This window comes from Catellatospora sichuanensis, from assembly GCF_007483665.1.
Classification (GTDB): Bacteria; Actinomycetota; Actinomycetes; order Mycobacteriales; family Micromonosporaceae; genus Catellatospora; species Catellatospora sichuanensis.
The window spans coordinates 269,353-282,705 of the sequence record NZ_ML660187.1 but is presented as its reverse complement, the minus strand read 5'-3'; the positions used below and the strand labels follow the sequence as shown (position 1 = coordinate 282,705).

Below are 13,353 nucleotides of genomic sequence, written 5' to 3'. Positions count from 1 at the left end.
ATCATCGGTGGCGGCTCCGCTTCGCCGCGCCGCCGGACTGCAACGCCGTCGGCAAGGTCAACGCCTCCACAAGATCAGGCCTTGTGCGGCTCGGCGCGATGGGACATGATCTCCGCCGTCAGCCCACCCGAGGGAGTCGCGGCATGGATGTCACCGTCACCTATGAGCCGACCGTCGCCGAGGGCGCGATACGCGCCAACAGCCGTGGCCCCCGCGCGAGGATCATCTTCGGCACGGTGACGATGCTGGCGGCCGGGCTGTTCCAGATCGGCGTCGGGACGGCAGGGCTAGGCGCGTTCTTCGTGGTGCTCGGAGTCGTCTTCCTCCTCCTCGGGTTGTCAGCTCTGCGGAATGCTGGACCCTTGCAGTCGCCAACCGCGTCAGTCTGATCATCCCCAAGCGGGTATTGAGCCAGGTCGAGCAGGAACAGTTCGCGGACTTCCTCGCCGCCGGAGATCCGAAGCTGGTCAAGGCGGTCTGATCGGACCGCCGGAAGTTTGAGCGGCGGTTTCTGAAACCGTCCGGTTTCCGGCCCTGGCCGGCGTGGATCCGCAGCGTCTGGTAGGTCATCGGCAGACCGAATCGGGAGCACCTATGGGCACCTGGGGACCTCACCCGTTCGAGAACGACCACGCTTGGGACCTCTTTGCCGAGCTGGCCGAGCTGAACGACGGGCAGAAGGCGGACCGCCTCCGAGAGATCTTCGAGGATGTGATCGCCACTTCGGTGGACAAGGCGTCCTGGCCGGTGGATGCCATGGTGGGCGCTGGGCTGATCGCGCTGGCGCTGCCCGGTGGCGCCGTCGTCGCGGAGTACGGCACCGGTGCCGGTGAGGACGACGAGGACGAGGACGAGGACGAGGACGAGGACGAGGACGAGGACGACTGGAGGTCGGCGGTCCTGCCGGCACCTTCCCCTGAACTGATCCTCTCGGCGCTGCGGGCGCTCCGGATCGTCACCGCACCCGGAGGCTGGTGGCAATCGAGCTGGTTCCTCGATGAGGACCGTGCCGCAGCGCTGGGTTACGTGGACCTGATCGCGGATGTACTGCAGTCGGCACCGGACCGCCGCTGACCCGGGAGGCTCCGGTGGGGCGCCCTTCCGGCGTGCACTCCAAGGGGATCAGCGCGAAGCGGTGATCAGGACGGTGTGCTTGCGGACGCGGAAGCCGCCTTCGGTGTCGACCCGAGCCTGGACCAGGGCATGGGCGGCCGAGCGCTGTTCCGGCGTGAGCGGTTCGTTCGCCATGCTGGCAAGGTAGGCGAGCACCGGCTCGGTGGTCGGGACGTCGAGGTCGCAGTGGTAGCGCTCGACGGTGACCTCGGTGAAATGGCGGGCCAGGTACGCGGGGCCGGTCTCCGCGGTGAAGTCGTTCTGGGTGGCATGGAGTGCGAGCTCGGGGCGTCCGATGACGGGCCCGATCGCGTTGAGCTCGTCGAGGTGGTCGCTGCCGTTGACGGCGACGGCGACCCTTCCGCCCGGGCGGAGTACGCGCCGGAACTCGCGCAGTGCCGCGGCCGGGTCGTCGAGGTGATACAGCATGTGGTTGGCCACGACGGTGTCGAAGCTCGCGTCGGCGAACGGCAGCTGGGTCGCATCGCACTGCCGGACCTGCGCGCCCGGGATGGTACGCAGCTGCGCGCACATGGCGGGGGAGAAGTCGGTCAGGGTGAGGTCGAGCCCTCGTCCGGCGTGGTCGACGTGGGTCCAGAGCTTGCCGGTGCCGGCCCCGACTTCGAGCACCTTTCCGCTGAGGGGAAGCCGCTCGTCGAGCCAGGCGAACCAGCCCTGCGGGTTGGTGCCGTAGGCGTGCAGGGCGATGCGGGCGGTGAGGTTGCCGGTCGTGCTCGCGTACTGGCTGATGGCGTGGGCTGACGGCGTCGAACTCATCGCCGGAGCCTAGACCGGATCGCGACCTCGCCCAGGGCGCCGGGCTCACCGGGTCGTGCGATGGAGCTGCGGTCGAGGTCAGGACCTGGGGCGATACGTGTCGAAGAGGGTGTTGCGGAAGACCGGATGGGGATCTATCCGGGATTTGGCGGCCATCGCGGCGTCCCAGCCCGGGTAGGCGCGGCGGAGCTGGTCGCCGGTGGCGTGCAGCCGGTGCGCCAGGGGGTGAACGGTCAGGAACCCGTGCGGCCGAGGGCCGGAATCGGCCGTGAACTGCGCACACATCAGCCGCGAAAAATGAGGTTGCCTCGCCGATACGGCGGCCAATACGGTATGCCCACACCAAGAACGACACCGCGAGAATACGGACCGGAGACAGACATGAGCAGCTTCTCGTATGCGATGCAGCGGCTGACGCCGTGCGTCGAGAGCGCCATGCCCGCCGCCGCCCGACGCGGTGAGGGTTATGGCTGGGAACTCGTCCCCGGACGAGGCGGATGGTGCTGAGCAAGCGCCATGACAAGCGGCTTTCGCCGCCCGCCTCCGGACTCGGAAGCGGGCGGCGTTTCTTTTGTCCGGCACCTGTGATCAGCGAAGACAGCACGAAGCCCTGACCCCCGTCGGCGGTGTCGCACCTTGAGAACTCCACAGTGGATGGCGTAAGAGAAAGCGCGTCGCGTTGCGCGGCGCAGCGGTCGATTCGGCTATGGGTAGGCCTCCGCGCTCTCGACGCGGGAAAGCGGGTTCGAGTCCCGCATCGACCACGCAAGAAAAGAAGCTCGCGGTTGTCGCACAACGGCAGTGCGCTGCCTCGCCATGGCAGAGATCCGGGTTCGATTCCCGGCTACCGCTCCACATCCATCACGCATTCCCAGGAGGTGACCCGATGAACGCAGTACTCGTCCTCAACGCCGATCTCGGCCCGCTCCACCGGGTCAGCCTGCGTCACGCCCTGCGCATGCTGTGGCGGCAGGTCGCGGTGGTGCACGAGGCGGAACCCGACCAGGCGATCGGTGTCTGGCCGATGCCCAAGGTGGTGCGCCTGGTCAGCTACGTGGTGACCCGCTGGCGCTACCACGGCGGGCCGGCCTGGTCGCGGCGCGGCGTGCTCGCCCGTGACCAGCACCGGTGCGCCTACTGCGGCGGTCCGGCGTACACCATCGACCATGTCCTGCCCAGCTCCCGGGGCGGGCGCAACACCTGGCTCAACACGGTGGCCGCCTGTGGCGGCTGCAATCAGCGCAAGGGTGACCGCACGCCCGCCGAGGCGCGGATGCCGCTGCGGTTCAACCCGTCGGCACCCTCCTGGACGGTGCTGGCCAGGCGCTGACACGAGCTGCGGGGCCACGGGGCCCGCAGCTCCGGGCTGCGGGTGGGGGTCCGCAGCCACTTTCGCGGGTCGTCCAAGGGCAGGACACCTGATTTTGGATCAGGGAATCGAGGTTCGAATCCTCGCCCGCGAGCGCAGTACATACGGGCCTATAGCTCATCTGGTAGAGCACCGCTCTTGCAAAGCGGAGGCGGCCGGTTCAAGTCCGGCTGGGTCCACGGTTCCACCCGCCCTGATGGCGCAACTGGACAGCGCACCGGTCTACGAAGCCGGGGGTTGCAGGTTCGAATCCTGCTCAGGGCACGGCAGCTCACGTGAGGGCCACCGTGCGGGACCCCGGCGAACCGGGGAGATGATCTATGGTCGGTCGCATGAAGTCGATTCGGATCACACATCTGGCGTACCTCGCGTTGGCCGTGAACCTCGGGTTCGGTGCGGCCTACGGCATCGACGTGGTGACCGCGGGCATCGTCGACCTGACGGTGGCGTTCCGGGTGTTCGTCTGCATCAGCAGCGCCGCGTTCCTGGTTCACTACGCGATCCGGACCGAGGCGGCCGACGCCCGGGCCTACCGCCGGCTGGGCCTGAACACCGGGCTGTTGACACTGATGCTGCTCATCCTTGCCGCGACCTCGGCCACGTTGCCGCCCTTGATCCGTGCGCAGTTCCTCGCGTACGGAGTGTTGACCGCGGTCATGGCCGGCCTGCTCAGCCGCCGGTCGATGCGGGAGCAGTTCGCGGCCATGCCCGCCGAACCGCCGGGCTCGTTCAAGGCCGCGGTGTCGGAGTCGGACACCTGGGCGTCGGACGACTGGGCGGACCGACTGCACCGGGAGAAGCTGATGACGCACGAATCCCAGCGGCGGGACAAATACATCAAGGAGGTCGAGCAGTAATTCCTTGCGGGATGTGGCGCAGTCGGTGGCGCGCTCGTCTGGGGGGCGAGAGGTCGCCGGTTCGAGTCCGGCCATCCCGACCAGCAGGTCCACGGCGCGGTGGACGAACGGAAGAGTCACCTGCCTTTCAAGCAGGAGTGTTGCGGGTTCGAATCCCGTCCGCGCTACTCGAAAGGCAACACCACGCGGATGCGCCGACGATGGAGAGTCGGGCCCGGCTGTAACCCGGGTGCCTTGTGCTCAGGGAGTTCGAATCTCCCCATCCGCACGTTCTCGGCTTCGTGACGTCCCGGGTGGGGCGCTCCGTCTGCAAAACGGATGAACTCGGGTTCGACTCCCGGCGAGGCCTCTTCGCGACGCCATCCACTGTGGGTGCCTCCGGGTCGGTTATGGTGCCCGAATGATCACGAAAGTCGACGTGGCCGACGCGGCCGCGCGCATCGCCGGGCGTTTCCGGCGTACGCCGCTGGCCGCGATCGAGCCGGGCGGGCTGTTCGGCACGACCTGGCTCAAGTGCGAGTACATGCAGCACACCGGCAGTTTCAAGGCGCGCGGTGCGCTCAACCGGGTGCTCGCGGCGCAGCAGGCCGGTGAACTGGACCCGGCGGTGGGCGTCGTCGCCGCGTCCGGTGGCAACGCGGGCCTGGCGGTCGCGTACGCGGCCCGTGCCTGCGGGGTGCCCGCGACGATCTACGTGCCCGCGACGGCACCGGCGTTCAAGGTCGACAAGCTGCGCGGCCTCGGCGCGCGGGTCGAGCAGCACGGCACCGAGTACGCGATGGCGTACGAGGCCGCCGTGAAGCACGCCGCCGACGCGGGCGCGGTCTACTGCCACGCGTACGACCAGGCGGAGATGGTCGCCGGGGCCGGGACCATCGGGCTGGAACTGCTGTCCGACATTCCCGGTGGCTTCGACACCGTGCTGGTCGCGGTCGGCGGCGGCGGGCTGATGGGCGGGGTCGCCACGGCGCTGGCCGGCCAGGCCCGGGTGGTCGGCGTCGAGCCCGAACTCGCGCCGAGCCTGCACGCCGCGCTGGCCGCCGGGCATCCGGTGGACGTCGCGGTGTCCGGGGTGGCGGCCGACTCGCTGGGTGCCCGCCGCGTCGGCGAGATCGGGTACGGGGTCGCGGTACGTGACGGGGTACGCAGCGTGCTGGTCACCGACGACGACATCGTGGCCGCCCGCCGCGCGCTGTGGGCCGACCGGCGCATCGTGCTCGAACACGGGGCCGCCGCCGCACTCGCCGCCCTGAGCAGCGGCGCCTACCGCCCCGCCGACGGCGAGCGGGTCGTCGTCATCGCCTGCGGCGCCAACACCGACCCCGCCGACCTCTGACGCCCGCGCCCAGCAGGTGAGGCGGGGGCGGTCAGAAGATCTGGGTGAAGTATTCGCGGCTGAGGATGCGGAAGTAGATCCAGGACGGGAGTTTGTCGTAGGCGGGTTGGACCGCTTGTAGGACGGTGACCTGGCTTACGTGCGCGTCGAGGGCTGCTCGTTTCTCGCTCGCCACGCTGTCGACGGTCATGGCGACCGTCGGCTCGGGCAGGCCCTGCGCGGGGTCGCTCGGGTACATGTCCCGGAAGGTGGGGGACAGGTCCTTCGCCACCGAGATCATCGACTCGGGCAGGGTGGCCTGGTAGAAGTGCTTGACCGGGAAGTCGGGCGCGTGCCGCCGGGTGTTCAGCACGGTCTTGACCCAGACCCCGACCTGCGCGTGGTCGGGGTGCCCGTAGAAGCCGACCCGGTCGTCGAAGCTGATCACGACGCTGGGCCGGTACTCGTCGATCAGGGCCGAGATGGTCTCCTGCGCCTTGGCGGCGTCGGCCTTGGGCAGCTCGCTGTCACGGAAGTCGAACAGCTCGACGTTGTCGGCCCCGAGCACCTTGCCGGCGTTGTTCGCCTCGACCGTGCGCCGCTCCGCGAGGTCGGACAGGGAGACCTTGGGTACGTCCGCCGCTTCGCCCCGGGTGAGATACGCGATGGTGATCTCGGCGTCGGCCTCTTCGCTCATCCGGCGCAGCGAGCCCGCCACGGTGATCTCGTCGTCGGGGTGCGCGAAGATCGCCAGCAGCCGCTTGGGCGCGCTTTCCGGGAAAAGGCTGTCGGTCAGCGGCACGGAGGTGTCGTTGACGTACCGGTTGAGGCCGAAGACCGTGACCACCGGCAGGACCAGCACGCATGCCAGCACCGACAGGAGGATCTTGTTTCGCCGGGTGACGCGCATGTGCTGTTCCGTTCCGAGGGGGCGGGCGGAACCGCCCTCGCGGCGCGGTGAACCCACCACGCCAGGACCAGGCCTGCTCCGGTCGGACCACCTTAATCGGTGTTCAGACTCCCTCGTCAGCGGGCCGGTCCGCGGTAGCGCAGGAGCGCGGGCACGGCCAGGGCGAGCGCGGTCATGGCGACGATCACGAGCACGCCACCGCCGGCCACCGCCGCGCTCGCGCCGGCCACGGGCACGGCCACGCCGTGCAGCAGGTCCGCCAGCCGGGGTCCACCCGCCACCACGACGGTGTGCATGCCCTGCATCCGGCCGCGCATCTCGTCGGTCGCCGCGGCCTGCAGGATCGCGCCGCGGAACACCATGGAGACCATGTCGGCGACGCCGGCGATGCCGAGGAACACCACGGCCAGCCACAGTGAGCTGCTCAGGCCGAAGCCCGCGATCGCCGCGCCCCAGGCGCAGACCGCGATGACCACCATCAGGCCGTGCCGGCGTACGTGCGAGAAGACGCCGGACAGCAGGCCGCCCAGCAGGGCGCCGATCGGCACCGCGGCGTAGAGCATGCCCAGCGCGAAGTTCTCGTCCACCCCGGGGAAGGCGGTGTCGGCCAGCTGCGGGAACAGTGCCCGCGGCATGCCGAAGACCATGGCGACGACGTCCGCGGCCATGGAGACCATCAGCAGCCGGTGGGTGGCCAGGTAGCGGAAGCCCGCCAGGATGTCGGCCAGCCCGGCCCGGCGGGCGACGCCGCTGAGCGGGGGTAGCGACGGCAGCCGCCACACGGCGTACAGCGCGGCGCACAGCGCGATGGCGTCGAGCAGGTACAGCAAGGGCAGGCCGAGCAGCGGGATCAGTGCGCCGGCCAGCATCGGTCCGGCGATCTGCCCGCCCTGCATCACGGTCGAGTTGAGCGCCCCGGCCGCGGGCAGCTCCGCGGCGGGCACCAGCCGGGCTACCGAGGCGGTACGCGCGGGCATGTTCATGCCGAACAGTGCCTGCTGCACGGCGACCAGCACCAGCAGCAGCGGGATGGACTGCACGTCCAGCGCCGCCTGCAGCCAGAAGAGCATGCACAGCAGGGCGATGCCGGAGTTGGTGAACAGCAGCATCCGGCGGCGGTCGACGGTGTCGGCGATCGCGCCGCCCCACAGCGCGAACGCGACCAGCGGGGCGAGCCCGGCGATACTGGCGATGCCGACCCAGACCGAGGACCCGGTCATGTCGTAGATCTGCTTGGGCACCGCGACCGCGGTCAGCTGGCTGCCCAGGGCGGTCACGATGGTCGAGGTCCAGAGCCGGCGGTACGGCCGGTGCCGCAGTGGCCGGGTGTCCATGAAGAACCGTCGGCGCGGCGCGGGAACGGCCGTGCCGGGTTCGGCCTGCTTCTCGGCTACCTCGCTCACGCGGGGAACCTTAGCCGAGCAAACGATCTGTGGACCAGGGCTGGTGACCGAGGCAACCGGTCCGCGGAGAAGTTTCCGAGGACGGCGGCAACCTTCTTCGCGGAGCACACATCTTGCATGTCGTCACCAAGTCACTACGGCAGGAACACCTCGCCTGCCGCCACTCCTCAACAACGGGGGCATACGTGGTCGACTCGTTTGCCGCGGAGTTCGAGAGCTTCGTGAGGCACCGCTCACCGGCGCTGCTCCGCGCCGCCTACCTGCTCACCGGCGACCAGCATCTGGCCGAAGACCTGGTGCAGTCCGCGCTCGCCCGGACTCACCGGTCCTGGCGGCGGCTGCACGACAGCGGCAATGCCGAGGCGTACACCCGCAAGGTCATGTATCACCTGCAGGTCGCCTGGTGGCGCCGCGGCAAGGTCGCCGAGGTCCTGCCCGGTGAGCTGCCCGAACGCGGCCGGGGTGGCGATCACTCCGGCGCGGCGGCGCTCAAGCTCAGCCTGCGGGCCGCGCTGCTGAAGCTGTCCGACAAGCAGCGCGCGGTGCTGGTGCTCCGCTTCTTCGAGGACCGCACGGAGGCGGAGGCCGCCGAGGTGCTCGGCGTCTCGGTCGGCACCGTGAAGTCCCAGACCAACAAGGCGCTCGCCCGGCTGCGTGCGCTCGCCCCCGAACTGTCCGACCTCCACGCCGCGAACGGAGCCGCCCGATGAACGCCCCGATGGACAACCTGAGGTCCGGCCTGGCGCACCTGGCCGACGACGTCGCCGCGGTGGACCTGCGCGACCGCGCGCTGCGGACCTCGCGGCGGATCGGCCTGCGGCGCACGGCACTGACCTCCGCGCTGTCGCTGGTCCTGCTGGGCGGCGCCGGCGTCACCGCAGTCGCGATGACCGGCGGCGGTGGAGGTGGTGCCGATCCCGCTACGACGGCCACGGCGTCCCTCGCGCCGCCGTCGCCGTCGGCCCCGCCTGCACGACCGGCGGTGTCGGGCGACTACTACTTCTACCGGGAAGTCGGTGCCACGAAGCTCGAGCTCTACGTGCTGCGCGAGAGGTATGAGTGCGGCACGCCGGAACCGGGAAAGTGCGAACCGGACATCCGCACCGAGAAGCTGCGGACGATCACCCATGCGGCCGACGAGCGCTGCCCGGGGAACTCGGTCACGGTGTCACCCGACGGTCGCCGGGTCGCCTGGGTGGTCACCGCTGACGACCCGAGCGGCGTCAGCGGCGACCTGATGATCGCCGACATCCAGGGCGGCACGGCACAGCAGCGGGGGACGCGCGTGATGTGCGGCGGCACCCGGGCCCTGGTGTGGACGCCCGACTCCACCCGCCTGTATGTCGGCAAACTCAGCAACACGGCGACGGTCGGCGTGGTCGACGCGGCGACCGGAAAGTTCAGTGCCATGGAACCCAAGGCATGGCAGGAGGCGGAGACGCTGGCCACCGGGCCGTACCAGGGGACGGTCCACGACGGTCGGCTGACCGTCACCAAGGCGGACGGCACCGTACCTCGGTCCGTCGCCTACCAGCCCGAGCACGACACGGACGTGGCGGTGCTCGCCGTGTCCCAGGATGGCCGGTTCGCCTCGGTGAGCACAGGTGGCGGTGATCCGAGCCGGCAGCTGCACGTCGCCGCCGTCATCGACATGGCGACGGGCCGGCCGGTCGGGTTCCCGGTCGGAAAGGTCGACCGGGTGTGGTTCCTGCCGGACGGCTCGCTGGTCGTGGGCGTGCCGGGCGACCCCGACAGGCTCTACCGCCTAAACGCGGACGGGCAGGTGGCCGCCGAGATCGCGGTTGACCGGGCCGAACTCAAGAACCAGATGTTGCCGTTCCAGGCCGCCTTCGGCTGAGCGCGGCGGGGACCATGCCACATCAACGACTGACGATCTTGTTTCACGTGAAACATCGACAAATGGGATAAAAAAGGCCCCCCACCGGGGGGCCTTTTTGTGGGTGCACCTCGTTCAGATCTTGCAGGAGTCGTCGTCGCACGCTTCGCCGCGCGGTGTCGGCAGCACGGTCAGTGGTGAGCCGCCCTCGCGGCGAGTCACCTCGTCGAGCACCTCGCGCAGCGTCGACGGGTCCTGGGCGCCGCTGATGGCGTACTTGCCGGCGAAGACGAACATGGGCACGCCGGTGACGCCGAGCTCGCGGCCCATGGCCAGCTCGCCCTGCACCTCGCCGACGCCCTCGGTCGAGTCGAGCAGCGTACGCATCTCCTGCTCGTCGTGGCCGAGCCCGGCCGCCACCGTCGCCAGCGCGGCACGGTCACCGAGGTCGACGCCGTCGGTGAAGTGGGCGCGGTGCAACGCCTCGACCATCGGACGCTGCTCGCCGCGCTGCCCGGCCCACCAGATGAGCCGGTGCGCGTCGAACGTGTTCGCGTTGATCGCACGGTCGAAGTTCATGGTCAGACCCTCGCCCCGGCCGACCTCGGTGACCTGGGTGAACATCCGCCGCGCATTGGCCTCGCCGCCGTAGCGGCGGCCCAGCCACTGCACCAGTGGTGCGGACTCGGCCGACGGGTCCAGCTGGAAGGCGCGCCAGGTGAGCGTCACCGGCTGGTCGAAGCCGTCGAGGGCGGTCAGCAGGCGCTGCTCGCCGATCCAGCACCAGGGGCATACGACGTCGGAGTAGATCTCGATCTGCACGTGCTCATCCAACACGGCGACGGCGGGTTCTGTTCCCCACACCACGCGCGGGTGTGCGCAAGGGCACTACCCGCCGGTAGGCCCGGCGGTGGCAAGATGTCGCGGTGAGTTGGAGCAGGTATGTGGCGCTGGGGGACAGCTTCACGGAGGGCATGGACGACCCGTACGCCGACGGGGTGTTCCGGGGCTGGGCGGATCTGGTCGCCGGGCGGCTGGCCGAGGTGACCGGGCCCGGGTTCGGTTACGCGAACCTCGCCATCCGCGGGCGGCTGTTCGACGGCATCGTCGGCGAGCAGGTCGAACCGGCGCTGGCGATGAAACCCGATCTGATCAGCTTCGCGGCCGGTGCCAACGACGTGCTGCGCCGCAAGTGCGACCCGCCGACCCTGATGGCGCGCTTCGACGCGACCGTGGCACGGCTCCGGGACACCGGCGCCGACGTGCTGCTGTTCCGGTTCGCGGACGTGATGTCCCGGCTGCCCGGCAACAACCTGGTCGCCCCGCGCATCCGCTACCTCAACCAGGCCGTCGGCGAGGTCGCCGACCGCAACGGCGCCCGCCTGGTCGACCTGTGGCACGACCACGAGTACGCCAACCCGGCGCTGTGGAGCATCGACCGGCTGCACCTGTCGGCGGCCGGGCACCGCCGCACCGCCGCCCACGTGCTCGCGGCGCTCGGCGTGCCGGCGGATCCGACCTGGTGGGACGTGCCGGACCGGCCGGCGGTGAAGTCCTGGCCCGCCGCCCGCGCCGACGACCTGGCCTGGGCGGGGCGCTACCTCGCCCCCTGGATCAAGCGCCGCCTCACCGGCCGATCATCCGGTGACACTGTCACGGCCAAGCGTCCGGAACTCGGCCCGATCGAGCCGAAAATCTGAACGACGGCACCCGAGAACTGTCTTACCCTCACGTCGCGCCGGACACATCCGTGTCCGGTGAGACGGGGAGGACAACAGAAGAATGGTGGTATCAATGCGCAGACGCGGCCTCACCGCCGCGCTTGCCATCACGATGGGCGCCGGACTGGCCGTGCTCGGCACGGCGGCGCCCGCAGCGGCGGCACCGCACTACGAGCGGGCCGAAGTGCACCAGCTCGGCTATACCGACTCGGCCGACCCGAAGACCGCGTTCGACGCGGGCGGGCAGGTCAACCTGCCGATCGGTGCCCGGACCGCAGAGGACGGCACCGTCCACCGGTCGCGGGTGTACGCGACCTTCGACCTCGACCGGTTCCACGGCAAGCGCATCCTCGGCGGCACCGTGGCGATCCGCGAGCGGGACGTGGCCGACTGCTCGAAGCGCGCCATCGAGCTCTGGCACACCAAGGCGGTCAACAAGACGCCCTCGTGGCACCAGGCACCCGATCCGCTGTCGAAGCTGGACGAGATCCTGACCAACGAGTACTGCCCGGCGAACATCACGTTCGACGTCTCGGCCGCGGTGCAGCAGGCGGTCGCGCAGGACAAGCCGCGGGTCACCTTCGAGATCCGCGTGCCCGAGCAGTACGAGAGCGACGTCAGCTACGGCCGCAAGCTGTACTGGTACACGGCCGTCAGCCTGAACGTCCAGTACAACACCGTGCCGGAGCTGCGCGACCAGCACATGTACAACGGCGGCCGCCCGTGCGTCGAGGCGCAGCCGTATCCGCACCTCGGTTACTTCGGCAACTCGCTGCAGGCGCTGGGCGTCGACGGCGACGAGTACGACACCCGGCACCTCACGTACGACTTCGCCGTCTGGCCGCAGGACGACGCGGCGGCGCGGACCGAGTTCGCCGGCCGGGCCGGCCCGGCCGGCTACGTCGGCGGCGGCACCGTGCCGGACGGAGTGCTGGTCGACGGCAGGACGTACGCCTGGCAGTACCGGGTCGGCGACGGCGCGGACACCACCGCGTGGTCCCGGACGTGCTACTTCGTCTACGACCGCACAGCGCCGTCGGCGCCCGTGATCACGTCGTCGAACTACCCGAACGCGGACTCCGGTGAGATGACCCCGCTCGGTGAGCCCGGCGAGTTCACCTTCTCGGGCGGTGGCAACACCGACGTGGCGGGCTTCGAATACTCCTGGAACATGCTGGGGGTGCCGGGTTGCAGCTACGGCGGCGGCGATGTGGGCCAGCTGGAGTGCCCCGACCCGCTCGAGGGTTCGCAGATCGTGCGCGCCGACGTGCTCGGCGGCTCGGCGACGGTCCTGCTGAGCCCGCAACGGAGCGCCTACAACACCCTGCGGGTGCGGGCCATCGACCTGGCGGGCAACCGGTCCGCCGAGGTCACCTACGAGATCTTCGCGCCCTGGCAGGGCGCCCCCGTGGTCTCGGTGGTGGGCGCGAAACCGCAGTGGAACGAGCAGGTCACGCTCCGGTTCAGCCCCGGTGAGGGCATCTCCGGCACCACCGAGTACGAGTACCGGGTCGACTTCGGCGAGCCGCGCACCGTGACGGCGGCCGCCGACGGCACGGCGACGATCCAGTTCCTGGCCGGCAACGAGTACGGGCACAACGTGACCGTGCGCAGCCACAGCGCCAACGGCTGGATCTCGCACGAGGTGCGGTGGGACCTGACCTTCTACCCCTGGCCCGAGGTGACCTCGGACGTCTACGACGTGTGGGAGCCCCGTGGCGGCCCCGGCGTGCCCGGGACGTTCACCTTCACCCGGCCGGCCGGGCCGGAGTGGGTCGGGCTGAAGGGTTACGAGTACTCCTTCGACGGCGGTGAGTCCATCTTCGTCGCGGCAGGCGCCGACGGCTCGGCTTCCATCACGTGGACGCCGCCGGCCAGCGGGTACTACAACCTGGAGGTGTACGCACTGCGCGCCGACGGCACCCGGGGCGACTACTCCGGGTACCACTCCTTCATCGTCGCCTGACGGGAGCACAGTGCAGGCGGGGCGGGCGGGCGGCCCGCCCCCCCAACCCACGGGAGCGGGGGGGGGTGGGGGGGTGGAGGGCCCC

13 protein-coding genes and 9 tRNA genes are annotated in these 13,353 nt (G+C 70.2%); 18 read left to right on the top strand and 4 right to left on the bottom strand.

Annotated elements, in window-relative coordinates; genetic code table 11:
- Positions 1-143: 143 nt before the first annotated feature.
- Together FLL47_RS08540 and FLL47_RS08535 are read left to right on the top strand one after the other, a co-directional pair.
- Positions 144-389 carry a hypothetical protein gene (locus FLL47_RS08540; protein WP_144119890.1) on the top strand — a complete coding sequence of 82 codons (246 nt, stop codon included), beginning with the start codon at positions 144-146 and terminating at the stop codon, positions 387-389.
- 205 nt (positions 390-594) lie between these two features.
- Positions 595-1,074 (top strand): DUF4259 domain-containing protein, encoded by a 480-nt coding sequence (locus FLL47_RS08535; protein ID WP_144119889.1) that lies wholly within the window; start codon positions 595-597, stop codon positions 1,072-1,074.
- A 48-nt stretch (positions 1,075-1,122) separates the two neighbouring features.
- On the opposite strand, the gene FLL47_RS08530 is transcribed toward FLL47_RS08535, so the two are convergent.
- The gene (locus tag FLL47_RS08530; RefSeq protein WP_144119888.1) at positions 1,123-1,890 is read right to left on the bottom strand and encodes a class I SAM-dependent methyltransferase; all 768 of its coding nucleotides are present in this window, start codon (positions 1,888-1,890) and stop codon (positions 1,123-1,125) included.
- A gap of 693 nt (positions 1,891-2,583) precedes the next feature.
- Here FLL47_RS08530 and FLL47_RS08525 point away from each other — a divergent pair.
- The 12 genes from FLL47_RS08525 to FLL47_RS08480 all read left to right on the top strand — a co-directional run bounded on the left by FLL47_RS08525 (position 2,584) and on the right by FLL47_RS08480 (position 5,452).
- Positions 2,584-2,654 (top strand) — tRNA-Glu (locus FLL47_RS08525).
- A gap of 17 nt (positions 2,655-2,671) precedes the next feature.
- A tRNA-Gly gene (locus FLL47_RS08520) sits at positions 2,672-2,745 on the top strand.
- A gap of 31 nt (positions 2,746-2,776) precedes the next feature.
- On the top strand, positions 2,777-3,220 hold the full coding sequence (locus FLL47_RS08515) for an HNH endonuclease (protein ID WP_144119887.1): 444 nt from the start codon (positions 2,777-2,779) through the stop codon (positions 3,218-3,220).
- 62 nt (positions 3,221-3,282) lie between these two features.
- Positions 3,283-3,353, top strand: a tRNA-Gln gene (locus tag FLL47_RS08510).
- Positions 3,354-3,365: 12 nt separating this feature from the next.
- Positions 3,366-3,438 (top strand) — tRNA-Ala (locus FLL47_RS08505).
- A gap of 11 nt (positions 3,439-3,449) precedes the next feature.
- Positions 3,450-3,523: transfer RNA gene (locus tag FLL47_RS08500), tRNA-Arg, on the top strand.
- Between the two features lie 68 nt (positions 3,524-3,591).
- Positions 3,592-4,116, top strand: coding sequence for a hypothetical protein (locus FLL47_RS08495; protein ID WP_144119886.1), 525 nt, complete (start codon positions 3,592-3,594; stop codon positions 4,114-4,116).
- A 7-nt stretch (positions 4,117-4,123) separates the two neighbouring features.
- Positions 4,124-4,199: transfer RNA gene (locus FLL47_RS08490), tRNA-Pro, on the top strand.
- 10 nt (positions 4,200-4,209) lie between these two features.
- Positions 4,210-4,283 (top strand) — tRNA-Glu (locus FLL47_RS08485).
- An 18-nt stretch (positions 4,284-4,301) separates the two neighbouring features.
- Positions 4,302-4,384, top strand: a tRNA-Tyr gene (locus FLL47_RS42745).
- A 7-nt stretch (positions 4,385-4,391) separates the two neighbouring features.
- Positions 4,392-4,465, top strand: a tRNA-Cys gene (locus tag FLL47_RS42740).
- 51 nt (positions 4,466-4,516) lie between these two features.
- Positions 4,517-5,452, top strand: a complete 936-nt coding sequence (locus tag FLL47_RS08480) for a threonine/serine dehydratase (RefSeq protein ID WP_144119885.1) — start codon at positions 4,517-4,519, stop codon at positions 5,450-5,452.
- 31 nt (positions 5,453-5,483) lie between these two features.
- Here FLL47_RS08480 and FLL47_RS08475 read toward each other — a convergent pair whose 3' ends face one another.
- Positions 5,484-6,341, bottom strand: coding sequence for a PIG-L deacetylase family protein (locus FLL47_RS08475; RefSeq protein WP_144119884.1), 858 nt, complete (start codon positions 6,339-6,341; stop codon positions 5,484-5,486).
- Between the two features lie 116 nt (positions 6,342-6,457).
- A complete protein-coding gene (locus FLL47_RS08470) occupies positions 6,458-7,744 on the bottom strand; it encodes an MFS transporter (protein ID WP_246157662.1) in 1,287 nt (428 codons plus the stop codon).
- Positions 7,745-7,929: 185 nt separating this feature from the next.
- On the opposite strand from FLL47_RS08470, the gene FLL47_RS08465 reads away from it, so the two are divergent.
- Both FLL47_RS08465 and FLL47_RS08460 read left to right on the top strand, forming a co-directional pair.
- Complete coding sequence (locus FLL47_RS08465) at positions 7,930-8,454, top strand: SigE family RNA polymerase sigma factor (protein ID WP_144119883.1); 525 nt, start codon at positions 7,930-7,932, stop codon at positions 8,452-8,454.
- Complete coding sequence (locus FLL47_RS08460; RefSeq protein ID WP_144119882.1) at positions 8,451-9,602, top strand: WD40 repeat domain-containing protein; 1,152 nt, start codon at positions 8,451-8,453, stop codon at positions 9,600-9,602. Before FLL47_RS08465 ends, FLL47_RS08460 begins: the two co-directional genes overlap by 4 nt.
- Positions 9,603-9,716: 114 nt before the next feature.
- Here FLL47_RS08460 and FLL47_RS08455 read toward each other — a convergent pair whose 3' ends face one another.
- Positions 9,717-10,403: a DsbA family oxidoreductase gene (locus tag FLL47_RS08455; RefSeq protein WP_144119881.1), complete on the bottom strand. Its 687-nt coding sequence runs from the start codon at positions 10,401-10,403 to the stop codon at positions 9,717-9,719.
- A 104-nt stretch (positions 10,404-10,507) separates the two neighbouring features.
- Between FLL47_RS08455 and FLL47_RS08450 the strand changes: the two genes are divergently transcribed.
- Complete coding sequence (locus tag FLL47_RS08450) at positions 10,508-11,281, top strand: SGNH/GDSL hydrolase family protein (protein ID WP_144119880.1); 774 nt, start codon at positions 10,508-10,510, stop codon at positions 11,279-11,281.
- Positions 11,282-11,375: 94 nt separating this feature from the next.
- Positions 11,376-13,268 carry a hypothetical protein gene (locus FLL47_RS08445; RefSeq protein ID WP_144119879.1) on the top strand — a complete coding sequence of 631 codons (1,893 nt, stop codon included), beginning with the start codon at positions 11,376-11,378 and terminating at the stop codon, positions 13,266-13,268.
- Positions 13,269-13,353 lie beyond the last annotated feature (85 nt).